Below are 25,388 nucleotides of genomic sequence, written 5' to 3'. Positions count from 1 at the left end.
TTAGGCGATGATCTCTTATAATTAAGCAAAGACCTATTGAGGTGTTACAATTGGATCTTCTGTACCTGGCTCAACTGGTGGCAATGGATCTTCAATAGGCTCATCGCTGCCTTCTGGGTCTTCTAAAATGAGAATGCCTCCTTTTGTTTTTTCCATAGGTATATCCACTACCTTTCCATCTCCAGCATACTTTAACGTACATTCGAATTCATTTCCTCCAGGATGAAAAGACAGAATCTCAAATGTTTTTAGAAAGTCGCTTTGATCTAAGCGGATGGTATCCTGCTTTTCGTAGTTATTGTTGGTATCCTTATAGCTTACTGTAGCGTAAACCATTTTCCATTTGGTCCAATCTAACAAGCCTCCATCAATAGTTAGTGCTTGTCTGTGACGTTTAAGATCTATTGGCGGAATATCCTCATCACTTTTGGCTACTTCCCAATCTGATGTCACGACCAAACCATCTACATATTGTACAAAGTGACGATACTTAAAAGAATTTGTAGCGCCTTCACGAAGTCGCATACTCCAATCCCAAGTTTCTGAACCTGTAAACCATTTTGAAAATTCTTCTGTAATGACATTTGCTTTATCTTCATAGATGATTTCAACTTTTGCCGTAGTTACAGAATTAGTATCCATTAACACATCAAAAGAGGCTTTTGCTCTTCCCACGAGATCATCATCAATTGATAATACTTCTCTCGTGTCTTCTATGTAATCTGATTCGCTTTGCGTACCATCTAAATAGATCCATTTTTTCTTGTAGCGATATGATTTATCTTCATGACCATACATAAAACATTTCCACGTATCTGAAAGAGACTCTTGGTTTAAACGAATTTGCTTCTTTGAATCTGGCTTGTTAGGCTCAGCTTTGTATTCCATGTCAACAACAACTTCTTTAACCATTGTCCAATCGATATCACCGGCAGTCACCTGAGTTGTTATAAACCCTAACTTATCGTAAGACACATTAAGAACACGATCACTAATATTATTAAGCTGTATTGGTGGTGGTGCATCGGCAGTTCCTTTATATGATATTTTGGCTTCAGCATTGTAAAAATCAACTAATTCTCCCTTTGCATTTCTAGCCATACTTACTCTAAAAGTGAAAACTTCTTCCCCTGTTTCGAACAAGAATGACTTTGCATTTTGGCGTACAATACCAGATTTATGATCCTTTTGTTTGTAGTTCACATTTACAATAACAGAGTCTATATTATCTAGAACGAAATCGGCATTCACTTTTACCTGAACCTCAAGCATTTGTACTTCTGGACTACTTACATCAATATATCGAACAGCTGCTTTACGTTCACTTTCTGTAAGCTGAACAGACAATGTTCCATTAGGGTATCTTAAAAACTCAACAACTCCATTTTTCTTAAAATGAAAATTGATATCAGATACACTAGTTTTTTTAATATCATTTCTAAAATAGTAGTAATGGTCTTGATTCTTAACTCTTTTATCTCTATGAGTTAGCTTTAAATCAGAATCTGGTTGTATGCTCGTACCAGTTGATGCACCCTCTTCTCCTTCATCTTCATCCTTACTATCTCCTATAAATGCGGTTTCAAAAAATGATTTAATTATGGTCCCAAAGATGAGTTCCATTAAAGACTTTCTTAAGTTATCTTCTACTTCTTTTTTCTCGGCACTATTAGATGCCATATCTCCATAATCGGTTATTTCAATTCTAACAACTTTTCTATCAATCATTTGCTCTACTAACGAATTGATATCTTCTTTATCAACATCAACCTTATGATCATAGGTTGTTGTTTTTTTAGAGTACGTCACACCTAAAAACTTCTTAGTTTTTGTTCTTTTTCCTTGTTGAATGTGTTTTTTATAAGTTTCTTTTTGGGTTTGTAAAAACTCATATATTTGAGTTCCTTTAGCCCTAACTTTTACTTCAAGATTTGGAATATGAGCATACCCCTTTAAATCGTATCTAACAATCGCCTGAATGGGTGTTTTTTCATCAGTCCCTTTTTTTGTTTTGAATCCTTTTGAAAGCGCATCAAACATGAGTTGGGCACCTTCCACACCAAATGTGGCATACACTGCAGCCGAGTTAGAGGCTGTTAAGGATGGTTTAACTTCAGAGCTAGAACTTTTTTTGAATGTATCACCAAGCCCTTCCAATATTTCTAATCTTACTGTTCCGTCTTTCCAAGTTCCTGGATAGGTTAAAATAGGTTCAATTTTCCTTGTTGGCACTGCTCTTTTGTAACGTTTATGATAGCGACGAACGAACGCATGCGATTTTTGATTTAATATCTTTTTTAAGTAAGTCGTTGCAATTTTATGCTCCTCTTTAGACAAGGATAAATCGACTGTAACCAGTAACTGTCCTAATTGGGTTTCAACAAGTTCTTTATTGGAGCTACTTGCGTAGGCTATATCTGCATTTCTTGAGAAAAAGTTATAACTCAAAGCAGGTTTTCCATCTTGATCTCTTGCCACAACTGGTGTGGATCTTAAAGCATAAAATATATTGTCTTTTTTATGATCTCTAAATATTTCTACGTCTGGGAGTCCTGGAACTCCAATTTTATCTAATAATGAAAGCATGATATTGTGTGTTTATTTGTTATTCGTTTTATTTAATTCACAGTTGTTATTGGCAACATGAGTTGTGGTGTATTTGGAGGTATAGCATAGCTTTGCTCTTCTTGTGATCCATCTTTGGCAAAAATGCGAACGGCTGCTGTAAGTGCTACTGTAACTGGTAAATCTGGTATAATAGCAATATCTTCTACCTTACTCGAGTTTAAAAACAACACTGTATTACCTGGGTGAGATGGATCTGTACTACTTAAGTTAATTTCTATTGCAGCTAGACGTCCAGCAAAAGTGGCTTGACCTAATAAAGTAGCAACTTTTAAAGTCCTAAATCCGCTATTATCTAAATTAATGAAGGGTTGTTCTGTATCGTAATTAATCCAGTTACCTTCAAGTAATCTACCATCATTAAGTATAAATCGGCTTCGTCCTCTCCATTGTCTCGGATCTGATTCTTCTACTAAAACAGCAAAGGACTTGGTTGGAATTTCTGGTGTAAGACTAAGCGTTGTTTCTTTCTCTTCAGAATCGGCTGTAGTATATTTAATATCTACCAATGTTTGTCTCACTAAGTTATTACTACTAGCTAAGTTTGGTGTGATATTGAATATTCTTGCAAATGGTCTATCAACCACAACTTGAGAGTCTTTTATATTCTCTTCTTCAAAAACCAGTTTTTCATCTTTAAAGAAAAACTCTTGTTTTAAGTAATAATCGTATTGATTCTCCTCTGGAGGGTGAATTAAATAGCGTTTCATTTCGGCATTTGCGCTATTTAATATTGTGGTTCTTCCATTTGCTGATTTGGAAGGCGCTAAAAAGACTTGAACCGAACGAATACCATCATCACTAAACTGTAATTCACCAGCTTGAATCTCAACGGGAATTAATGGAGAATGTGTATCCATATTGATACTTAAGGCACGATCTGTTTCGTCTTCAAAAAGCTGAGATGTGATTTTAGTTTCTGGACTTCCAATAATAGATCCTGTATTATGAATAAATTCTACTTGATAATCATAAGACAATGTTCCATGGTCATCAACAAAGAATTTTATTTTATCACTCAAGTTATTTTGATCTAGAGTAATACTGTGTTCGTGCACACGTTGTGACTTGTCTCCTTTATTGCCTTTATATCCGTAAGAAATATGTACAATGGCTTCTCGAACATCATATTCTTCAAAATCAAAACTTGCTCTAACTTCTAATTCTATTTCTTTAAATGGTCCTTCATTTAGACGAGTTATCATTAATTGTTTATCTGCATCAAAAGCAGTACCTGCCAATGTTAATGCTCCGTTAGGATGATATTTAATCACTTTGGCTTCGGCCTTATCAAATGTGAACTTTCTTTTTATTTGTTGTGAAATTTCACGTCTTCTCAGTGTATATCCAACATTAATATCGACATCTAACGCTGAAGATGTTTCTTCTTCTTCCGGGTTTTCATCTTCTCCAGATTCTCCTCCAGACTCACCTCCATTGGGAGTCTCATCTTCTGAAGGTACCGTAACGCTATTGTCAGGCGGATCAGTGTCTCCACCCGTTTCATTGTCACCTCCAGAGTCTTCTCCCTCTCCTGTTTCAGCTTCTCCTTCTGGACGATCATTATCAGAGTTTGTTCCATCTACGCTTTCTTCTCCATTACCTTCTGTGGTATCATCGTCTTCCCCAGAACCTTCTTCGTCTGTTTCTTCTCCTGCTTCTTCATCGGTCTCATCATCTTCCATGTCTTCTTCCTCTTCTCCTGATTCTTCTCCATTTCCTCCATCTTCATCTTCTTCCTCATTATGTAATGGTGGATCGTCATGATCTTCATCTTCACCATCGGCATCCTCCTCTTCATCTCTAACTCTATTTGCTATAGTCTCATTGATTGCAGAACTATAGTCCTCAGTAGGGATTGCTGTAGCTTGAAATAGTGTTGGTCCCATTAATTTTTTCACCAACTCAATTCCAGTTGGGTCATTTCCTAAAAGATTGGTTTCAGACTCTCCTTCGGCATAAACAACTTGCTTCACTGTAATCGCTCCATCACTCATTAATTCTCTAATCATAACATCAATATCTGCACTTGCAGCAATATTGATATTATCATTTTTAACTCCTGCTCTTAAGTTAAATGAATGGTTCCAGAAATCTTCGGTGGCTTTAAAATCCACCGTAATTTCTAAGTTATAGGCCTTCATTACACCTAAATAGCTAAGGTCATAAACGACAGCCACCTGTGTTTGTCCTTCTTGCTTGAGTAAATTCCACATAATCTGAGCTGGTTTATTACTCAATCGTGTAGAAAACACTGCTGTTTGCCTAAGTCCCAAAGATGGCTTTGTTGAACCAGCAATAGTAACTTTAAAGTCTTCTGTATTGGCTTCTTGACTTCCGTCTGAACTGAAAACTACAAGTTTGACATCACCATCTTTAAATGGCACCATTGACAGATTTACACCATCTCCATATTTGGATTTAAGTTCATCTTTTATAGATTCAAACTTTTCTTCTGTAGGTCCTAATTCAACTTGAAGCGTTAAAAACCCACCTACACGAGATTCATCGTTATCAAAATTGGGGTCGTCGCCTTCAATAATTTCATCGTCTGTATAAACCACATATTGAACCGCTCGTCCATTATCTGCAATTTTTGCTTTTTCTTCTGGGAGGCAGTAAAAATTATTTGGATCTGTATAATCTTGATAGATAATACATCCTTGAATGACTTCTTGTTTTTCTGTACTTAACATAATTCTTATTTTTTATACATTTATATATGGTCCTATATTGGCACACCTAAACTTCTGAAGGTGTTCTCTCCAGCACATCCATAGGCATTTCCATTAAAATTGTCTTTTTGAAATTTGATGAGTGCTTGCCCAGTTCCTCGACCAAAATCGCCATCAATTGAGCCCGAATAATATGGGTTTCCGGTACTTGCGCTTCGGGTAGCTGCCAAACCACGTTGAAGGCGCTCTACCATGCTTCCGGTTGATCCATATCTCACTTTAATTAATGATGATTCTGATGCATTTGCCTTAGCAGCGTTATAGACATCTATACTATTTAAAAGAAGGTACTTGAAGGTGTTTTGATTTTCGGCTATATCGTCATAAACATTGCTAATGAATTTGTCCCAAGCATTCCAATTTCCGTTAGATTGACCACTAGGAATATATTGAGGAGGACAACCTGTAATAACTTGACAACCGTAACTGCTGTAGTAATCAGACAAGCAAAAAGATGTCGAATAACTGTTTCCTCTTATGGATCTAACACGTGTTGTACTTGGATTATTTCTGGCACAATGGATATTATCTCCTGGGTTTCCTATTGAAATAGCAGCCGATGCACCATAATTGATAACAGGTTGCCCAGCGCTCATTGTATAGTTGGCACGTCTAAGCGTTATTGAACTATTTAAGCGCAAAGCTCTGTGTTGTTGAAAGCCCGAACTACTTCTTGGATGTTGTCCTTTTATATAATCATAGAAACCTGGTTGCATACAATTAAATTGATGCATGCGTTTTCTGTTGCGTTCTACAAGTTTGAGATTTGGTACTGTACTAGATAAAAACACGGCCACTTTTCTTTGCGAAGGCAACCATTGCCCTATAAGACATCTTGGGTAGTAATAATTAATATTAACCCGTTGTAATAAATGACTTTCTTCAAACTGCATGTGTCCAGAGTAATCTAATAACGATTCGTTTGGCGCAGCAGGCAAAGCTCCTCTTATTCCAAAAAGGATCATTTCATCTTCTCTGTTCTCTAAGGATATATTATTAAATTCGAAAGCCCTTCTTAAAACGGCGTCTGATATTCTAAAAGTTTGTGCTGACATATCTTAAATTTTAGATAATTGTTTAATCATTTCTTTTTGCGTGGCCTTATTGAAAACACCGTTTATAGCAACACCAACTGTAGACTGAAATATTTTAAGAGCAGCTTCAGTTTTTGGTCCAAAAATGCCGTCAGATGTTCCTGGTTGACATCCACAAAGTTTTAAGGCATCCTGAAGTTCTACTACTTCAATTCCTGTATCTCCTCTTCTTAAAACTTTTGTGCTTATTTTTTTATTTTTCAGCGGTCTAAGTCGTCTAAAACCTAGCAATTGGCTTGAAGCATATGCTGTTTCTCCAACTTGATTGTTTTGGTTTCCTCCTAGTGTATAAATTCGGGTATGATCTTGAGAATACCCCATAAAAACTCCAACATGGCCCTTATAAGACTCTGGGCTTTCTCTCCAAAAAATAACAACATCTCCTGGCTCTGGATTCACTACTGGAATACCAACGTTTAACCATGATCTAGCGTTACCAAGGTCTGAAGATTCTACCTTAGCTTTTTTTGCAACCCAATTCATAAAAAAACTGCACCAAGGTGTTTCGTCATCGTTCACGTAACTGAAACCCGCTTCTTTAGCATAGTTTACAATTTTTTGATTATGCTGAGGCCCAGGAATTTCCCTAGTTCCTATTTCTCTTGAAGCAATATGTATTAATGAGCTCATGGTATCTATTTTTAAATGTCGTTATTACTAAAGCTTCCGCTTTCATCAAAAAACAAATCCGCTTCTTGATTCAATAGAGATAAAATCGAAGGCAATAATGAAAGTGGATATCTTACGGTTAAAAAACCTCCTCTATTGATAAAAGCTTTTGATATTGCCTCATTAGGTTCTGACATTGAAAAGTCAATATTCCCTATCGCTTTTTTATTATTCTCAAAACCAAAAAGCCTGATGTTAGCGTTTGAATTAGAAATTCGTATTGAATAGTGGCTAATTTTTGCTGGATAACTTGTTAATGTTGACATTACATTTATTGTTTTATTGTTAACTTTTCTAGTGAATATAAATGCGTTTTAACCGCACTTATATTAGACTATAAAAATAGTAATAGAACAAGTTATAATGAGAACACAAACAACTGTTTTACAGTCGGTTATATCCTGTTTTTAAAAAAACAAAACCCCCTTTAAGGTATAAGGGGATTTCCTGTAGTGGAAAAAAATAAAACCCTAGAAATTAGGGTTTTTTTAGATTTAAGTTAAAGGCTAAAAATAGAGAATACCTTTGTGTATTTCAGCTCTAACTAGAAAAGTAAAATATATGTGATTGGTAAAATATTGTTAGAGATTGACAATTTTATTTTTAATAGCGTAAAGCACCAGCCCTATTTTATTTTTAATATTCAATTTTTGAAATAAGGTATCTCGATAACCATCAATAGTTTTTGGGCTCAAAAACATCTTTTCGGCAATTTCTTTGTAGGTTAATTCAGAACAAACAAGTTTTATAAATTCTATTTCTCGGTCTTTTAATCGACCTTCGGATGGTGTATCATCATTTAAAGAATTGATTAAAATGTTCGCAACATTTTTTGTGTGGTAATACCCTGTATGAATAACTTCTTTTAGTGCGGTTTCTAGAACTTCTTTTTCTACATCTTTTAAAAGATATCCTTTAGCTCCAGCTTTGAGCATTTTAATGATGGTTTCGTCATTTCCTTCTACCGACAGGGCAATAACATTGATCTGAGGGTATTCTTTTTTAATAATTTCTGTAGTTTCGATACCATTCAAAATTGGCATATTTACATCCATTAATACAATTTCGGGAACATTTTGAGGTGTTTTGAGATAGGTTAAGAGTTCTTTTCCATTTTTGCAGAGATAGGGCACCTTAAAATTATCAAAAGAATTCACTAACCCTGCAATTGCCTGAGACAATAAAATATGATCTTCTACGACTACAACTTTATGCGTTTTCATGGGTTAATATTTATAGGTTATGGTTAATTGTGTTCCTTGATCTGGTTTGGAAAAAATAGAAACTTCGGCATTTACTAATTCGGCTCTATTTTTAATGTTCTCTAGTCCGATACCAACAATTTTGTTTTTATTTTCAGCATCGAAACCTTGCCCGTTATCTTTGGCAACAATTACAAGTTCATCATGTTTATAATCTACAATGACATCTAAGTGACTAGCCTTAGCATGTTTTATCGTATTGGAAAAAAACTCCTGCATTATTCTAAAGAATACGATTTCGGTTTTTTCATCTATTCTTTTTTCCTCTCCCTTAACTTGTATAGATGCCTCTATAAAATTGAGTCTATTAAATCGTTCTATTTCTTGCGTAATAGCCTCTGTTAATTTCATACTTTTCAAGGCCTCAGGGTTTATGAGTCTTGATAAGGATCTTAACTCAGTCAGCCCTTTATTTAATGTTGCTTTGACGTCTTCAATATCTGCAGCATTTTGGAGTTGAATCTTTGCAAGTGTTAGTAATTGACCGATATTATCATGTAATTCCCAACTAATATTTCTAAAAGTTTCTTCTCTTATTTCGATTTGCGTCTTGGCAATTTCTTGCTCAAAATGCTTTTCAATCTCTTTTTGTTTTAATACCAGTGTGTTTTTTCTCTTTTGAAAAATCACAAACAGTACAACTAATATTAAACATAGAAATACTAGCGTAAAAACTGCTACTAGTATTGCTGTTGCTTGTCCTTTTTCCCACATATAAACCCTATAATAAAACAAATATTTAATATTATACTTAATATACTGCTAAATTCTAAAATGTATTCCAATCTCACCTCTTCTAAATAATAATTTCGTATCACTCTAATTGGAAGATTTCCAGAGAGATATAATAAGTACCCAACGCTAATCCAAAACAGTAAGTTTGTTTTAACAGATAACACCTCATTAGATTTTAATAGCTTCGAAAAGTAAAATACGATACTGACGATTAACAAAATAGCAGCTATAAAAAATGGAATTGTTTGAACACGTTCTAGGTAATTTTCAAAAATCATATTCATAAAAAAACTAGACACATAGATCAATAAGAAAACACTAGTTAAACGTTTATGTTTTTCCACTTTTAGGAATCTATTAAATAATAGAAACAAAAATGAAAAATTAATAAGATGAAAAATATTATAAATGATAAGGTTATTAGCTACAATACCATATTTTCTTAAAAAGTAGCACGTGAATTCATTTACGGCGGTATACCATAAAATCACCAAAAAGTATTTTAAAAAAGTGTGCTTGTATTTGTAAAAATAAATCGTACCTACAATAGCAGATATGAGCTCGATATATTTTACCGAACTTCTTATTGGAATAGATGGAATTTCTAATAACATAAACATTTTTTATCCTCTTCCGTTAGGTGGTGGCGACATTTCGCCCTCATTAAACAAAGTATTTGTAGTTTCTTTGTACTTTGGAACTAAGGTTTTAAACATATTGAAGCTCCCTTCTTGAATTCCATTTCTTTTATTATAAAAATCATATCGACCATCTTTTTTATAGTCTAACATTAACTCCTTAACAATTTTAAATTTTCCTTTTAGGCGATTTTTGCCGTCAGGTTCAATCACAAATGGTAGGTGACTTACATTCACATTATTACCGTCTGCCCACCCAGAATTCACAGTAGGAATCATAAAAAAGGTTTGCTGCTTAGGATGCTTTATGGTCTTTCCATTATATTGTCGTTCATTGGGGTATGCGGCAAAATAAACACGAAGTCCAGAAACCTCTTTTTTAGGGTTTTCTTCTTGGATTGCCTCTAAAAAGGCCATGTATTCTTTCATATCTTCTAGTGATAACCAAACAAATTTTGTATCCTCAAAAGAAGGGTCACCATACTTTTTTTGTAAGATGGGCTCAATAATCTTGGTTCTATTTCTTTGAAATTCTCTAAACATATTTACACCTTGTTCTTTAGATATGATGTGGTTTTTAAAGATATTGTCAAACGATCTTTTGTCCTTTTTTCGGTCACAAGAAACAATAAAAAGTGCTAATGATAAAGCCATAATTGATATGCGATAAATAGTTTTCATAATAGTGGATTTTTAATGTTTTAAAGTTAGTTTGTTTAAACAATACAGCTATAGGGGAAAAGCCCCTAAGTACTCAAGTTAATGCCCTGTTTTTTATGATAAAAACAGTATATCACCTTAATAACTGCGGTTGCGAGAAGCCATTAGGCCTTTAAAAAGTCTAAATATTTATATAGGGAGTATTGTAAAGATAGGTTTTTTTAGATGATTTTAAAACAACCTCATTTGTCCATCTTTATGATATTCATGCAATTGCGTATTTAATCTTGGCATTGCTTTATCTTTAAAATATTTCAATCGTGCTAGTCTTACCATATCATTAATATGTTTTGCAATTTGACCTTCGCCTCGCATTCGCTTTCCAAATCGGGATTCATTTAAGGTTCCGCCATGACAATTTTCAATTTGATGCAGTACCTTGTTTGCACGATCTGGCATTGTTTTTTCGATCCAATCTGTGAAAATATCTCCTATTGCACCATTTAAGCGCACAATGGTGTGGGCAATGCTTAATGCCCCTGCTTCCGCAGCCATTTTGGCCAATGGTAAAATTTCATGACTATTAATTGAGGGGATAATTGGAGCTAGCATCACATTAACAGGAATACCATTATCACTCAGTACCTTAACGGTTTCTAATCGTTTTTTAATCGTTGCTGTTCTTGGTTCTAGAATCCGTCTAGTACTTTCAGATTGTGATGTAATTGATATATTAACACCTATCAAATTATCTTTAGCCAATGCTTTTAAAACATCTAAATCTCTAAGAATCAAAGCGTTCTTAGTGATAATCCCAACGGGATGCTTGTATTTTAAAAACACTTCTAAACACTTTCTTGTGATTTTAAATTGATGCTCAGCGGGCTGATAACAATCTGTATTTCCCGACATTACAATTGGATGGGCCTTCCAGCTTTTACGCTTTATAAACGTTTCCAATAATTTAGGTGCATCTTTTTTAATCAAAATGCGACGCTCAAAATCCAATCCTGCGCTAAAACCCCAATACTCATGACTATTTCTGGCATAGCAATACACACAGCCATGTTCGCATCCTTGATACATATTCATAGAATATGCCATTCCAACATCAGGACTCTTAACCTTATTAACTATGGTTTTAGGAAAAACGGGAAGATAAAGCGTTTTGTTTTTATCGGCCTGCTCTCCTTCTTTAGCACAATATTCTAAAAAATCGTCGCGTTGTTCATGGCTTAATTCAAAAAAACGGTTTGGTACATTATGTTGTGCTCCTCGACCTTTAATGATTGATTTTTTAAACATATTATTGATTTTTTGTAAAATTACAAAAAATCAAATCAAAATGAGTCGTCAAATATTAACTTATAAACAAATAACAAAAGGACAATTATTTTCCTGGAAAATCGGCCTTGCGTTTTTCTAAAAACGCCGTAGTACCTTCAGTAAAGTCTTCTGTTCCAAAGCACTTACCAAATTGTTTAACCTCAGTTTTATACCCATTAACACCATCCTTAAAGTTGGCATTAATAGACTTAATGGCTGCCTTAATAGCCACCGAAGAATTTCGCATAATTTTACCTGCAATTTTTTCGGCTAAGGCTATAAGTTCACCTTCGTCGGTGACATGATTTACTAAGCCATACTCTAGCGCTTTATTGGCATCAATCATTCCAGCAGTCATAACCATTTCCATTGCACGCCCCTTACCTACTAATTGCGGTAAGCGCTGCGTTCCACCGTAACCAGGAATAACGCCTAAAGAGACTTCGGGCAGTCCCATTTTTGCATTACTGCTTGCTACTCTAAAATGACATGCCATTGCCAATTCTAAACCGCCTCCCAAAGCAAAACCATTTACAGCAGCAATGACAGGAGTTGATAGGTTTTCGATATAATCAAATAATAGTTCTTGGCCTTTGGCAGCTAATTTTTCTCCATTTTTTACATCGAAATCAGCAAACTCACTAATATCTGCACCAGCGACAAAAGCCTTTTCTCCACTTCCTGTAATAATAATAACTTTAGCCTCCCTACTTTTATTGGCCACCTTAAGTGCATCATGCAGCTCTTGTATAGTGTCTTTGTTTAAGGCATTTAACTTGTTGGGTCTATTGATCGTAATAGTAGTAATCCCATTATGAGTATTGGATAAGATATTTTGATAATTCATAGTAGTATTGTATTGTTATAACTTCGGAAATGTCACTGAAAATGTTGTTCCAATTCCTTGCTGTGATGTAAAGGTAATATTTCCTTTATAAGTTTCAACAATATTTTTTACCATGGCTAAACCTAATCCCATTCCACTCGTTTTGGTTGTAAATTTAGGTTCAAAAATCATTGGTTTATTCTCTTCGGAAATTCCTAAACCATTATCTTCTACAGTAATATTTACCATATCATTTTCAGATGTAACCTTTACTTCAATTCGTGGGTTTTCCTTTTCTTCAGGGATAGCCTGAATACCATTTTTCACCAAATTGGTGACGACACGTATTAGTTGAGTACGATCAAAATTTGCCATAATCTCTTCATCTTCCGAAGAAAACACAATATAATCTTCACTAAAAATATCTAGTCCTAGCTTTACAATATTGGTGACATTTAAGGTTTCATTTTGTTGAGCAGGCATTTTCGCGAAATTCGAAAATGCAGATGCGATAGAACTCATTGTATCGATTTGCTGAATGAGCGTTTGACTGTATTCATCAACTTTTTGATGTATATTTTCATCTTCAGGATTAAATTTGCGTTGAAAACTTTGAACACTTAATCGCATTGGTGTTAATGGGTTTTTAATCTCGTGCGCTACTTGTTTTGCCATTTCTCTCCATGCTTGTTCTCGTTCACTTGTTGCCAATTTAACCGCACTTTCTTCTAGCTCATCAATCATACTGTTATAGGAATTAATAAGTGTTGAAATTTCTTCACTAGAAGATGCTATATCAATTTTTTTATTGCGTTTCTCTAAGCGTGTCTCATTGATTTTGTCTGCAATAGTTTTTAAAGTCCTTGTAATGTATTTTGAAAGCAATAGTGCCAAAATCACGGCAATGAGCATCATAAATAAATAGGCATAACCCAGTCGTTCCAAAAACTCATTGAGCTCTTTATTAAGAAAATCATCATTTTCTAAATACGGTAAATTAAGTATTGCTAAAGGTTTAGACTTTGAATCGTAGATATAGGTATAAGCAGATTGAAATGTTTCTCCATTTTTTTGATTCTTTTCAACATAACGATGGTCTGCAGAATTGGAAATTTCATTTAAAATATTAGTATCTATACATTGCGTTTTAGGATCTTTTGCAAAGCTATCCTTTGATGATTTTAAAAGCGTTCCATCTAAATCATACATATAGATTCTTAGGCTATGAATATCTGCTATTCTATAAATTTCATCTTTAAAAATGAGTGGAATTTTTTCAGTAACAACCTCATAAGATGTTTTACGAATTACATAATGAATATCACTAATAATGGCTTTTTCTTTACGTTCTAAACGGTCTTTATGATAATCTCTAGCTTCTTCATTATATTGATAAATAGTAACGCCTGCGATAAGTATGGATGCAATTAGCACCAGTACTATCATTGCAAAAAAAATGCGGACTCGTAAAGACAGTTTGTTTAACCTCATTTCAATTTTTGTAGTGCTCTAAATGTAGCAATAATTAAGCCAATGTTATGCATCAGGATTTTTGCTTCTTATATTTTTATAAATTTTAAAACCTAACATGAGCAAAATAGCCAAGACCACGATCCCTATCACTCCAAATACCCAATTGATTGCACTTTTCAGAATTACTAAAAATACCACGGCAAATAGAATAAATGTAGCCCCTTCATTCCAAAGCCTCATAAAGTTAGATGTTTTCTTAACCTCATCTCGTTGTAATTGCTTATAAAATTGATGAGTTTTTAGTTGATAAAGTATCAACAAACCAACAAAAACTAACTTAACATGCATCCATGGTTGCTCTAACCAAATAGGCTGAAGCACAATTAACCATATGGCAAATATAGTTGCTAAAATCGCTGATGGCCAAGTAATAATTGTCCAGAGGCGTTTAGCCATTAACTTTAATTGCTTTCCTAAAATTTCTTTTTCAGGAGATGGCTTATGAAATGCTTCTATTTGATATACAAAAAGCCTTGGAATATAGAACAAACCTGCAAACCAAGTCACAATAAAAATAAGATGAAGCGCCTTTATATAATTGTAATATTCCATTAATCTTCAATAAATAAATAATTTAATTGTTTGCTATTAAATGCTTCGTTAAACGCTTTTATTTCCTTGCTAATTAATGCATTAAATGCATCTAACTCTGTTTTAATTTTAGTAGACAGTTCATTTTTAACTGCGATATCTTGATCTGTTGGTGGAAAATCTCCCATACTTACCAGTGAATTTAGATGACCTAATTTATTTGTTAGTCTAATTGGAAAATTCAAAGGATCTTGACCACTACGATTCTGAGTTTGATACAAAGCTTCTTCAATGTTTGTAAACGCTTCTTTTAATTCTTTAGACTTCTCTAAAAGCGCTTTCACATCATCATTGCCCTTGTATTGCTTTTCAAAAGCCGAGAGCTGCTTTTTAATTTTTCTAATTTTCTTAATGGACTTATGCGCATCGTCCATTGTTTTGTTTACATCTTTTATAAAATCAAACTGCTTTTGCATATCAGCTTGAGAGCTTTCCGATCTTGGATCTGCAATAATATTAAATGATTGAGATAGTACATTCCCATTCATATTTAGATGAACTTTATACGTTCCAGGGATTGCTTTGGGTCCATTTAAACTTGCCCACCATAAAATCATACCATCTAGTTTTTCGGCACCATCATAGGTCATATTCCAAACAAATTGATTCATTCCTTGTTTTACTTCAAGTTTATCTTTCTTCTTATTTTTAGTCGAATATGTTTTAATTGTATCCCCTTTAGTATCGAAATAGGTTAGTGATACTTCATCATTTGCCTTATCATAGTTTTTTAAATTGAAATAGGTCATCACACCATTAGGATGATTTGTCCCTACTGTTTTGCTTCCTTTACGACTTCCTCCACGCATACGATAAGTATCTTTAGGCTTTAACAGTTGATTAGCTTCAGAATTCGTATTATAAAGTTGATGTAAAACTGTTAAATCATCAATAATCCAAAGGCTTCTTCCTTGAGTAGCAACAATCAAATTATTGTCTTTTATTGCAATGTCGGTAATAGGAACAATTGGAAGGTTTAATTGAAATGGCTTCCAGTTGTTTCCGTCGTCAAATGAAATATACATTCCTGTTTCAGTCCCAGCATAGAGTAAGCCTTTTTGCTTTGGATCTTCGCGCAGTACTCTTGTAAAATGCTCTGCATTAATCCCTTTTGTAATCTTTTTCCATGTTTTCCCGTAATCTGTAGTTTTATATAAGTAAGGTGCAAAGTCTCCTGTTTTATATTTTGTTCCAGCCACATAACATGTTCCTGCGTCAAAAGCACTAGGCTCAATACTATTAATCATCATCCATTCTGGCATTCCTTTAGGGGTTACGTTTTCCCAATTTTGTCCGCCATCTTTCGTAACATGAATTAATCCGTCATCACTTCCAACCCAAAGTAAGCCTTCTGTAATTGGCGATTCTTGAGCTGCAAAAATAGTGCAGTAATACTCTACAGAGGTATTATCTTGAGTAATTGGACCTCCCGAAGACTTTAACTTTTCTGGATCATTTCTTGTAAGATCTGGACTAATAATTTTCCAAGATTGACCTTCATTTTCAGTCACATGAACATGTTGAGAAAAGGTATATAAACGATTAGGATTATGCTTCGAAAATATAATTGGAAAATTCCACTGAAAGCGATATTTCATTCCTTCGGCACCATGACCCATAGGATTATCTGGCCAAACATTAATAGCTCTAACAGTCCCTGTTTTATGATTCACCCTAGTTAAAAAGCCGTCATAACTCCCTCCGTAAACTATGTCGTTATCTTCTGGGTCTATAGCTATATGTGCCGATTCTCCACCTGCTGTACTTTCCCAATCGTCTTCAGAAATTGATCTTCCATCTGTTCTATGAGGAATTCTAATGGTTGAGTTATCTTGTTGTGCAGCATAAATTCTATATGGAAAATGATTATCTGTAGTCACACGATAAAACTGCGATGTTGGCTGATTTCTATAAGTGCTCCATGTTTCGCCACCATCATAAGTCACTTGAGCGCCACCATCATCTCCAATAATCATTCGACTAGGATCTTCGGGAGCTATCCATAAATCATGATGATCACCATGAGGTGCATTATGTGTGCTAAACGATTTTCCTCCATCGGTACTTTTATGGTAACGTACATTTAACACATAGACCACATCAACATCTTTAGTATCTGCATAGACTCTGGTATAATACCAAGCCCGTTGACGCAATTTTCGTTCACTATTTACTTGCTTCCAAGTCTCACCTCCATCTTCACTTCGATATAAACCACCATTATCTTTGTGTTCTACAATAGCCCAAACACGTTGATTATTTACAGGTGACACAGTAACACCAATAATCCCTAAAGTGCCTTCTGGAAACCCATCTTTTACTGAAATCTCAGTCCAAGTTTCACCATTATCTGTACTTTTCCATAATGCCGAACCTTCGCCACCAGAACTTAAACTATATGGTGTGCGTTGCACTCTCCATGTTGAAGCATATATAATTCTTGGGTTAGTTGGATCAATTATTAAATCGACAACACCAGCGTGCTCATTAGAAAATAATGTTTTCCGCCAAGTTTTTCCACCATCTTCACTTTTATAAACACCACGTTCTTCAGTTGGTTTATAGATATTCCCTAGAACACCTGCATATACGATATTATGGTTTGTAGGGTCTACAACTATTCTAGGAACATGACGTGAATTTTCTAATCCAGAGGCTGCCCATGTTTTTCCTGCGTCAACACTTTTCCATATTCCATAACCTGAAGACACATTACCACGAACTGTTTTTTCTCCACCTCCAACATACATTACATTGGGATCACTTTTTGAAACTGCAATAGCGCCAATACTTCCTCCAAAAAAACCATCAGAAATATTGTCCCAAGTTCGTCCGCCATCAAGCGTTTTCCAAATACCACCTCCTGTTGCTCCAAAGTAATAAAGGTTTGGCTTATTTGGGACACCAGTTACCGCAGCACTTCTTCCGCCTCTAAATGGGCCTAAAAGTCTATATTCTAATGCGTCGTATTGTGATTCGTTAAAAGATTGAGCTTCTAGTTGTGTCGTATTTCCGAAGATAAAAAGACACAACAACGTAGTAATTAATCTCATTTTGTTGGTGGTTTTGTTAGTAGCTTTAAAAATAAGCATAAAAAAATATTAAGCCGTCGTCTTATCCAATTTTAACTTCACCTCGCGTCTTAAGAAGAAAGCCGTTACGATAGTTGATAGTACATCTGAAATTGGAAATGCTATCCAAATTCCTAATTCACCGAAAAAATTTGGCAGTATATACATTAGAGGAATGAAGAAAATCGCTTGCCTTGTGAGTGTGAGAATTAAGGCTGGCAAGGCCTTTCCAATGGCTTGAAAATATGCTGCTCCAATAAGCTGTAAAGCCAAAATAGGAACTGCAGCGAATGTCCAGCGCATATTATTAGGGGCCACCTTGATGACATCTAAATCTGTTGTAAACCATTTCGTAATAATCTCAGGAAAGACCATTAAACTAACAAAAACGATGGCTGCCAGAACCGTTGCATATTTAATTGCTGTATAAATAACCTCTTTAACACGTTGATATTGCTGGGCACCATAGTTATAACCAGCTATAGGAATAAACCCTTGAGTAATGCCAAAAACAGGAAATAATGCAAACATGCTCATACGCCCTACTATGGCGTACGCTGTTACCGAAGTTTCTCCTCCAAAATTAAATAATGCGTTATTAACAAGTAAAAACGTAACGCTCACTACCGCTTGTCTAGCAAGCGTAACGAAGCCCAAGGAGCCTATTTCTGAAACTATTGTTTTTTCTAATTTAAAATGCGAGATATTAATTTTTAATTCAGAATTACGTGACAGAAAATACCAAAGTATAAATATAAAAGATACAATATAAGATCCTGTAGTAGCCCATGCCGCACCAGCCATTCCTAATTCTAATACATTAATAAAAATGTAATCAAATACTAAGTTTCCGATAGACGGAATTAACATGGCATACATGGCGAATTTTGGTTTACCTTCAGCTCTAATGACGTTATTACCCATCATAACAAACCCTAAAACAGGAACACCATAAAGTATGATTTCGTAATAGATTTTTGCCGGATCAAAAATGGTTCCTTTTCCTCCAAAGGCAGGAATAAGCGTATCTACAAAATATAAGCCGAATATGGCAAAAGACACTGTAAAAATAAAGGTTAACGTAAGTTGATTCCCAAAGGTTTTTAGGGCTTTGATCTTATTATTTGCACCTAAAGCTCTAGAAATAATAGACGAGCCACCAACACCTATTGCCATCCCGAGAGCAGCAATAAAAAAGGATACTGGAAGTACAACATTAATAGCAGCTATAGCAGTAGAACCAATCCATTGCCCTACAAAAATGGTGTCAACCAAAATATTAAGGGACATCACTAAGATTCCTATTGATGCTGGGACGGCTTGCTTAATTAACAATTTGCCAATGGGCTGAGTCCCTAAATCTTGTGATGATACTTTAGCCATTAAGCAGTAGTCGTTTCAAGCGACACCCAAGCGTTAATCCATTTAGATAATAAGTCAACAAATTCTTGATCATCGTTTAAACAAGGAACTGTAGTAAACTCTTTCCCTCCCATTTCATGAAAAATCTCTTCACCTTCCATCGCAATCTCTTCAAGGGTTTCAAGGCAATCACTTACAAACGCGGGAGTGACTATGGCCATCTTCTTAATCCCTTCTTTACCTAAGCGTTCTATGGTTCTGTCTGTATAAGGCTGTAGCCATGGATCAAACCCTAGACGCGATTGAAATGACGTGGAGTAAGTTCCCTCTTTTAAGTTTAACTTTTCAGCTATTAAGCGTGTAACTTCAAGACATTGATGCCTATAGCAAAATTGATGAGCAGGAGATGGTGTTGCACAACAGCTTCCGTCAATTTTACAATGTGATTTTGTAACATCACTTTTTCTAATATGACGTTCTGGAACACCATGATATGAAAACAAAAGATGCTCGTAGTCTTGCCCATTTAAATGCTTTGAAATAGAATTGGAAAGCACATCAATATAATCTGTATTATTATAAAATGCAGGTAAGTCGCTAATCGTTAACTTCGGAAAATGAGCTTTCCTAACCTCTTCGGCTAGCACCAATATGGTTTCTGTTGTTGCCATAGCGAATTGTGGATATAGCGGAATTAAAAACACCTCATCCACACCTTTGTCCACCAATTCTTGGAGTCCTTTTTTAATAGTCAAACTACCATACCTCATTGCTAAACCAACAGGTACATTTGTTTGTTTTTGGATAGCACCTTGAAGTCGTTCTGAAATGACAATTAAAGGCGATCCTTCTTCCCACCAAATTTTTTGATAGGCTGCTGCTGATGCTTTAGGCCTTGTATTTAGAATAATACCTTTAACAAGTAAGGTTCTTGCCCAAAGTGGTACATCAATAACGCGTTCATCCATTAAAAATTCACCTAGATACTTTTTTACATCTTTAGGTTCTGGGCTATCAGGAGAACCTAAATTAACGAGTAAGACTCCTTTCATGAATTCTTTAGTCTTTAGTCTTTAAAAGTTTTGTTCTTATACTTTCTGGGATGATAGAATCTACTAATTCTTTCATGGCATCATCATTACCAATAAATTTCCATCCTTTATATTTTGGGTCTTTTATAGCGAACATATTGGCATCCATATTAACAAGCAATGACAACGTTTTTAAATCGGAAGTTACATTTGTTTCTCCAAATTGAGTTTTCATAATACCAGACATAAATTCTAAGAAGCTTTTTTGTTCTTCTTCTGGTTTATCTTTTTCAGAAATAAATGTCATCCTCATTTTGCTATTATAAAATACAGCTGCATAAGTAATGTCTTCAACGTCCATCTTATCTGAGACATCCGTGACTTTATTCGATACAAATTCTATTTTCATTTCAGGAGAATTAAACATTTGCTCCATTCCTAATTTCATTTGTTCTCTAGATAACTTATCAAACACTTTTGGATACATATAATCTAATACGCCATCAAAGTTTTGATTTGTCATATACTCGTAATAGGTCTCTGCATTCTTAGTAATCTCTTCTTTGTGCGATTGAGCAAAGCCAGAAAGTGTAAACAAAACGACTAGTACTACTGTTGAAAATAATTTCATAATATATTTTAATTTGTTTTTGCAAAAATACGACAGTATTTCATAATAGACAGAATATTTGGACGTTCACTATATAAAAAGATGGGTTTACTCATTTTAATTTTTAGTACTTCCTATCTTATTTTATATTTACGTTTCTAATTAATCTTTATGAAAAAAATAATACTTTCCGCTTTAATCACCTTTTTTACTGTATTAGGTTTCGCTCAAGATAATAGTTTGCTTTGGGAGATTTCTGGTAATGGTTTGACTAAAAACTCCTATATCTACGGTACAATGCATGTAAGTAAAAAGGTTGCCTTTAGACTAGACGATGTCTTTTACGAAGCTCTAGAAAAAAGCGAATGTGTTGCTTTAGAATCTGACCCAACACAATGGTTAGAAAACTCTTATGAAGATTTAAGCATGAGATATAATGATCTCGATGGGTCTTACTCTAGTAATTTCTATTCGAGGCTATTTGGGCTTAAGCCTGTCGATGAGCTCATGGTGAGAAACATCATACGTTTTGACAATAACTTGATTAATGGTTACTTATATAGAAAAAACTCCTTTTCCGATAATTTCGAAGAAGAGACTTATCTTGATATGTTTATTTTTCAGGCTGGAAAGAAAAATAGCAAACCAATTGTTGGTTTAGAAGACATAAATGAATCTAGATTTTTAACTACTAAAGCCGCTTATAACCCTATTAAAGAGAAACCAGATGCTTGGTTTAGCAAGCTTTTAAAAACCGAAAACCCTTATTTACTTCAAGAAAATGTATATCGCGAGCGTAATATTGCTTTGCTAGACTCTATAGGATCGGCTACCAATACACCTTTTTATAGAGAACATATGCTTTTTAAGCGTAATGAAAATATGGTTGTTGTTTTGGATTCATTAATGCATAAAAAATCTGTCTTTTCTGGTGTTGGTGCAGCCCACTTAGCAGGTGAAAAAGGAATGCTTCAAATGCTAAGAGATAGAGGGTATACAGTAAAGGCATTAACCTCAAAACAAACCGATTTTGCGAAAAATGAAAAAGAAAAACTCGAAAATTTATTTACCAAACCAGAACTTTCTTACCATTCTACTCCAGATCAATTTATTGAAATCAAAAGTTTTGACAAACTAAGAGAGTTTACTTTTAATGGCGTAAAATATTATATAGCCCCAGACATGACTAATGGTGCTTATCTAACAATTAATAGGTTAAGCACTTTTGAATATTTGCCGAGCGAAAAAGAAAAAGTAAGTCTTGACTATATTAAAAATCTACTATATGAAGATATCCCTGGTGATATCATTGAAAAAAAAGAGTTTGATCTCCCTTTTCCTGGTATTAGCATCTTAAACAAAACAAAGAAAGGCGATTATCAAAAGTATCATATATACAAAACACCTTTAGAAATTATTGTAGTGAAATTTGGAGGAAAAAAGGACTTTGTACTTAATTATCATGAAGAAATTTTTAACTCCATAAAGTTTAAGTCAGAATCTTTAGAATACGCCAATTTTAAAGATCCATTTAAAAAATACACTTTTAATTTTCCGAAATATTACATTACAGATAACTTAAAAAATCCAGGTAAAAAATCAATACAAGGGTATGTAGGTACTGATTATTACTTTTTTCAAGAATCTCCCAATCATGATACTAGTTACATTGAGGAGGACGATTTTGAAGCCCAGTTTATTCATACCAATTTTTATAAAGAACTAGAAATTGAAGAAATTGAAGGGGCTTTTCAAAAAGGAACCTATAGTAGTTATGTGTCTTCTGCAGAAATTGACTCAGTACATCATAAAAAAATATGGTTAAAATCTGTTGTTAAAGATGGGAGTTATTATCTCCTTGGTTATGCTGGTTCTACAGAAGATAAAGCCAAGTCATATTTTGATTCGTTTAAAGTTAATACAGCAACGTATGAAAATTTCAAAACAATTACAGACACCACACTTCTGTTTAAGGCAAACTCAACCACAAAGGCTCCTTTGGTGTTTATGGGCTATAGAATGCGAAATAATAAGCCTTATGATCAGGTAATAAAGCGTAATACTTTCGTTTCAAAATCTAATGAAGAAATTGCCGTATCTAGAACCAAATTTCATGACCTAAAAATGTATGAAAATGTTGATAGCTTATGGAATAGCCTTTCCAAAAAACGAAGAAACAATTACTACAGAAACCGAAGTTCTTTTTCGGTTCATGATGAAAAACGTTATACCGAAAATGGTAACAACATTTATACCTTTAAATATCGCGATTCTCTGAGCAGTAAAGAAATTCTTGTTAAGTACATTCAAAAAAAAGGCACACTTTTTAGATTATCCACGCTCAAAGATAGTATTGGAGAACCTTCAAAATTTATAACTGAATTCTATGATTCATTTACACCAATGGATTCTTTACTTGGGAAAGACATTTTTGCCGATAAAACAGCTACATTTTTTGAAGCACTTAAGGCCAATGATAGTATCGTTTTTAAAGGGTATACTAAATTAAAATTCAATAAAACTCATGCTTCAACAATTAAGAATATCTTAGAAACTCATGAGTTTCCTGAAGATAAAGAAAATATAAAAACCTATTTGGTTGGACAACTTATTAAAATAGATAAAAGCCAATCAACCATAGGTCTTATAAAGCGTTTATATGAAGATTCTTATGCTAAGCCTTCTATTCAAAACAGGATTATAAACGGGTTGTTATCTAGAAGTTCAAAGTCTTCTAATGACTTAATAAAAGAACTCATGCAAATAGATATTCCATTAGGAAGTAGATATTCTGGTTTCAGTATTTACAATATCAGTTCCGATTCGTTAAAAGTTATGAAACAGTTATATCCTGATATCTTACAATACGCATCTATTGAAGAATATAAAAAGCCTGTTTATGGATTATTAGTAAAACTTTTAGACAGTAATATAGTAAAACCAAAAATCTATAAATCTGCAAAAAAGCAACTTATTAACGATGCTAAAATTGAGATTAAACGAAGTTTAAATAAAAGCAAGTACTCTAGGTTTGATGAAAATGATATGCTTGAAGGCTACACGAAACTTCTGTTTCCTTTTAGAAAGGAAAAATCTGTTGCTGCTTTTTATGACAAACTTATCCTTAGTAAAAATATACATGCTTTAACAACCTACTATGCACTTCTAAAGAAAGAGCGAGAGGTGATTCCAAATGCCCTGAAAGCAGAAACCATTGATAACGAAAAAGCACAGGCCATGTTAGTTGCTAAATTGCACTTTCTAAAGCTATTAACGACCAATATTCTTAAAGAAATTGACTTAGACACTTATGCCAAATCTGGATTAATAACCAACAATAATAGTATCAAAACGAAAGATTCTATTGTATTGTTGGAAAAAAGGCAGTTAAACACAGACACCAAAAAAGCACTAATTGTTTATATTTATAAAAGAACTAGAGTTAATGAATCAAGAGAATCTTCTTATTTACATTTTATAGCTTTTGAAACCCCTAAAGGTGAACGCTATAATGTAGAGCCATACTACACCTCACGAAACAGTGGACGCTTTATTAATAATGGAACTTCCGAAGAGGATATCATAGATGACGTGATGCTTCTAATTAAACATAAAACTCGAAAACGTGTTAGCATTAATAACGAGGATTATTTAGGAGGAATGGATTTAGATTTTTAACCCAGAGCCATGAGATACTTTTTAGGAGTTGTGCCATACTTCTTTTTAAATGCAGAAATGAAATGACTAGACGTGCTATATCCAACTTTTAAGCCCACCTCATTTACATTGTTATCTCCAGCCTCTAAAAGTTTTCTTGCAACTTCCATTTTATAATCAAATAAAAAACTAAATACAGAATCTCCATAAATTTGTTTAAACCCTTCTTTTAGTTTTTTAAGACTCAACCCTATTTCTTCAGAAAGTTCTTGAAGTGTGGGAGGTTCAGCCATACGCGCAATAATTATGTCTTTGGCTTGTCGTATTTTGATAACATTGGCCTCATCAACAAGAAATGGGCATTGCTCTATATCTGCATCCTCGCTTCTATTAAAATATAGACTCAACAATTCTAAAGCCTTGCCTTTAAAATAAAGAGTTTTAATAGACGAGTTTAAATTATAATTAACAAGCTGATTAAGCGCAATCGCCATGGAAGGCGAAATTTTCCCATCCTTATAATACTTTTTATCCTTATTGTCTTCACTCAAAAACGTAATATAATCGGCCTCCTGTGAAAACAAACCATGAAACTTTTTGATAGATACAATAACAGAAACAAGCCAAGAATTAGGATGCACTTCTAAATGAATTGGCAAATCACGTTGTGGATTATAAAGCAACAACGAGTTTTCTTCTTCCATTTTCAATCGGTAATTACCTTGGTTGAAAATAAACTCACTAGAGCCCTTAATACAAAAATGAAATTGAATAAAGCTGCTATCAATCTCACGTTCAAGAGTTTGAATATGATGCTCCTCATTTTGATGAGTAAGTATGAAAAACCCATCATCTAATCTCGTTTCATTAAATGAACCTCTAGCGATGTTTTTTGAACCTGAAAAATCGGTATTATTTTTATTGTTATTTAGATTCATTCTAAACTAATAAGTTTTAAAGGCT

At 34.1% G+C, this 25,388-nt stretch carries 19 protein-coding genes; 1 reads left to right on the top strand and 18 read right to left on the bottom strand.

Annotation, left to right across the window (positions count from 1 at the left end):
• Positions 1 to 33 precede the first annotated feature (33 nt).
• The 17 genes from Q0893_RS03165 to Q0893_RS03085 all read right to left on the bottom strand — a co-directional run bounded on the left by Q0893_RS03165 (position 34) and on the right by Q0893_RS03085 (position 20,789).
• Positions 34 to 2,586 (bottom strand): hypothetical protein, encoded by a 2,553-nt coding sequence (locus Q0893_RS03165; protein ID WP_298900984.1) that lies wholly within the window; start codon positions 2,584 to 2,586, stop codon positions 34 to 36.
• Positions 2,587 to 2,618: 32 nt separating this feature from the next.
• A complete protein-coding gene (locus Q0893_RS03160) occupies positions 2,619 to 5,321 on the bottom strand; it encodes a hypothetical protein (protein WP_298900985.1) in 2,703 nt (900 codons plus the stop codon).
• Positions 5,322 to 5,353: 32 nt separating this feature from the next.
• Entirely contained in the window at positions 5,354 to 6,415 is a 1,062-nt protein-coding gene (locus tag Q0893_RS03155) for a peptidoglycan-binding domain-containing protein (protein WP_298900986.1), read from the bottom strand.
• Between the two features lie 3 nt (positions 6,416 to 6,418).
• On the bottom strand, positions 6,419 to 7,084 hold the full coding sequence (locus Q0893_RS03150; RefSeq protein ID WP_298900987.1) for a TIGR02594 family protein: 666 nt from the start codon (positions 7,082 to 7,084) through the stop codon (positions 6,419 to 6,421).
• Between the two features lie 11 nt (positions 7,085 to 7,095).
• Entirely contained in the window at positions 7,096 to 7,389 is a 294-nt protein-coding gene (locus Q0893_RS03145) for a hypothetical protein (RefSeq protein WP_299272379.1), read from the bottom strand.
• 315 nt (positions 7,390 to 7,704) lie between these two features.
• Positions 7,705 to 8,346 carry a response regulator transcription factor gene (locus Q0893_RS03140; protein WP_298900989.1) on the bottom strand — a complete coding sequence of 214 codons (642 nt, stop codon included), beginning with the start codon at positions 8,344 to 8,346 and terminating at the stop codon, positions 7,705 to 7,707.
• A 3-nt stretch (positions 8,347 to 8,349) separates the two neighbouring features.
• Positions 8,350 to 9,015: an ATP-binding protein gene (locus Q0893_RS03135; RefSeq protein ID WP_299272377.1), complete on the bottom strand. Its 666-nt coding sequence runs from the start codon at positions 9,013 to 9,015 to the stop codon at positions 8,350 to 8,352.
• Positions 9,016 to 9,065: 50 nt separating this feature from the next.
• Entirely contained in the window at positions 9,066 to 9,734 is a 669-nt protein-coding gene (locus Q0893_RS03130; RefSeq protein ID WP_299272376.1) for a hypothetical protein, read from the bottom strand.
• A 9-nt stretch (positions 9,735 to 9,743) separates the two neighbouring features.
• Positions 9,744 to 10,439 carry a hypothetical protein gene (locus Q0893_RS03125; protein ID WP_298900992.1) on the bottom strand — a complete coding sequence of 232 codons (696 nt, stop codon included), beginning with the start codon at positions 10,437 to 10,439 and terminating at the stop codon, positions 9,744 to 9,746.
• Between the two features lie 210 nt (positions 10,440 to 10,649).
• Positions 10,650 to 11,723 carry a PA0069 family radical SAM protein gene (locus tag Q0893_RS03120; RefSeq protein WP_298900993.1) on the bottom strand — a complete coding sequence of 358 codons (1,074 nt, stop codon included), beginning with the start codon at positions 11,721 to 11,723 and terminating at the stop codon, positions 10,650 to 10,652.
• Between the two features lie 85 nt (positions 11,724 to 11,808).
• Positions 11,809 to 12,591 carry an enoyl-CoA hydratase-related protein gene (locus Q0893_RS03115; RefSeq protein ID WP_299272374.1) on the bottom strand — a complete coding sequence of 261 codons (783 nt, stop codon included), beginning with the start codon at positions 12,589 to 12,591 and terminating at the stop codon, positions 11,809 to 11,811.
• A 15-nt stretch (positions 12,592 to 12,606) separates the two neighbouring features.
• Complete coding sequence (locus tag Q0893_RS03110; protein WP_298900995.1) at positions 12,607 to 14,016, bottom strand: ATP-binding protein; 1,410 nt, start codon at positions 14,014 to 14,016, stop codon at positions 12,607 to 12,609.
• A 90-nt stretch (positions 14,017 to 14,106) separates the two neighbouring features.
• Positions 14,107 to 14,655 carry a CopD family protein gene (locus tag Q0893_RS03105; protein WP_299272372.1) on the bottom strand — a complete coding sequence of 183 codons (549 nt, stop codon included), beginning with the start codon at positions 14,653 to 14,655 and terminating at the stop codon, positions 14,107 to 14,109.
• Complete coding sequence (locus Q0893_RS03100; RefSeq protein WP_299272371.1) at positions 14,655 to 17,747, bottom strand: glycosyl hydrolase; 3,093 nt, start codon at positions 17,745 to 17,747, stop codon at positions 14,655 to 14,657. The genes Q0893_RS03105 and Q0893_RS03100 overlap by 1 nt, the downstream gene beginning before the upstream one ends.
• A gap of 48 nt (positions 17,748 to 17,795) precedes the next feature.
• On the bottom strand, positions 17,796 to 19,148 hold the full coding sequence (locus tag Q0893_RS03095) for an MATE family efflux transporter (RefSeq protein ID WP_298900999.1): 1,353 nt from the start codon (positions 19,146 to 19,148) through the stop codon (positions 17,796 to 17,798).
• Complete coding sequence (hemH, locus tag Q0893_RS03090; RefSeq protein WP_299272369.1) at positions 19,148 to 20,179, bottom strand: ferrochelatase; 1,032 nt, start codon at positions 20,177 to 20,179, stop codon at positions 19,148 to 19,150. Before hemH ends, Q0893_RS03095 begins: the two co-directional genes overlap by 1 nt.
• A 7-nt stretch (positions 20,180 to 20,186) precedes the next feature.
• On the bottom strand, positions 20,187 to 20,789 hold the full coding sequence (locus Q0893_RS03085) for a hypothetical protein (protein WP_298901001.1): 603 nt from the start codon (positions 20,787 to 20,789) through the stop codon (positions 20,187 to 20,189).
• Between the two features lie 150 nt (positions 20,790 to 20,939).
• On the opposite strand from Q0893_RS03085, the gene Q0893_RS03080 reads away from it, so the two are divergent.
• The gene (locus Q0893_RS03080) at positions 20,940 to 24,446 is read left to right on the top strand and encodes a TraB/GumN family protein (RefSeq protein WP_299272368.1); all 3,507 of its coding nucleotides are present in this window, start codon (positions 20,940 to 20,942) and stop codon (positions 24,444 to 24,446) included.
• On the opposite strand, the gene Q0893_RS03075 is transcribed toward Q0893_RS03080, so the two are convergent.
• On the bottom strand, positions 24,443 to 25,363 hold the full coding sequence (locus Q0893_RS03075; RefSeq protein WP_298901003.1) for a helix-turn-helix transcriptional regulator: 921 nt from the start codon (positions 25,361 to 25,363) through the stop codon (positions 24,443 to 24,445). The genes Q0893_RS03080 and Q0893_RS03075 overlap by 4 nt on opposite strands.
• Between the last annotated feature and the right edge of the window lie 25 nt (positions 25,364 to 25,388).

Source organism: uncultured Psychroserpens sp. (assembly GCF_947494225.1).
Lineage (GTDB): Bacteria > Bacteroidota > Bacteroidia > Flavobacteriales > Flavobacteriaceae > Psychroserpens.
This window is presented reverse-complemented; position numbering and strand designations above follow the sequence as displayed.